The 1,279-nt window shown below is 45.0% G+C and carries 2 protein-coding genes; both read right to left on the minus strand.

Annotated elements, in window-relative coordinates:
- The coding region (locus A3739_RS12580; RefSeq protein WP_156502563.1) for a GTP-binding protein at window positions 1–504 on the minus strand (504 nt) is incomplete at its 3' end.
- A 78-nt stretch (window positions 505–582) separates the two neighbouring features.
- A partial coding sequence (locus tag A3739_RS29930; RefSeq protein WP_231877071.1) for an AarF/UbiB family protein occupies window positions 583–1,279 on the minus strand: 697 nt, incomplete at its 5' end.

Raw genomic sequence — 1,279 nt, forward strand, 5'->3', positions numbered from 1 at the left:
ACTCTTAGCACTACACGGCACGGCACCCGTCGCATCGATACCAATAATATCTTCTATTTCTTGCTTTACACGCTCAGGCTCAGCTTGTGGCAAATCCATTTTGTTAAGGATTGGAAGAACTTCTAAGCCTTGTTCAATCGCCGTATAACAGTTCGCTACAGACTGCGCCTCAACACCTTGACCCGCATCAACGACTAACAAAGCACCTTCGCAAGCCGCTAAAGACCGCGATACCTCATACGAGAAGTCAACGTGTCCGGGCGTATCGATAAAATTAAGCTGGTACGTCTCACCGTCATCCGCTTTATAGTTCAAGGTCACACTTTGCGCTTTGATCGTAATACCACGCTCTCTTTCGATATCCATCGAGTCAAGAACCTGCGCCTCCATTTCACGGTCACTTAAACCACCACAATCTTGAATAAATCTGTCAGCCAAGGTCGACTTACCATGATCTATATGGGCAATAATGGAGAAATTACGGATATTTTTAAGACTGCTCACGTGCAAAATACTCTTTAAATTTGAGGCGCGCATTTTATAGTAAAAGCGAGCATTTTCAAAACGTGTTGCAAGGTTAGTTCATGGTTTAATGTATAGGAAACGCCGCAAATGCGGCTCGCCATCAAACTGAGCACCAATCACCGAGATAAAGGTATAAACGCCGACGAGTTTTCGATTTAGAAAAACGAACTCCTTTGGCGGTATTTTGAAGTAACGGCTGACAGCTGAACGCGCAGCAGTTTTGGCAATTCGCGTTGGCAAATCACTCTCAGCCCATAAATAAGCCCCAGATTCGTCACAATGATCTGCTTTACAAACTGCTGGCGAATCAATCCTAGCCAAGGGTTCAAGTACAGCCATACAGACTTTCCCGAATGTCTCGAGCACGTAATCGGGCCAATCCTCGTGCATGAAATCAAGCGCAATACCCGCTTGAATCACGCCCTTAAGATCATTGTGATAAGAAGATTGAATCATCTCACATACGGGTTTTATAAAGCTCTCGTCGTAGCGTTGAACCGCACCAAAGTCAAGAAGAACAAGTTGAGGAGATTTGGACTTATTAATACGAACACGGTAATTACCGAAATTCGGGTCCGTTTGCATTTCATGCCATACGAAAAGCTCATTCAGGAACAATTCAAGAAATGCCTGCCCGAGTGCGTTTCGCTCTTGCTGTGACAAACCTTGCGCCAATTCACTAGCAACATGCACGCCTTCTTCATAGCTGGTTGCTAAGACCTTAGAGGTCGAATATCGAGAATAAACAGAGGGC

Source organism: Oleiphilus sp. HI0067 (assembly GCF_001635735.1).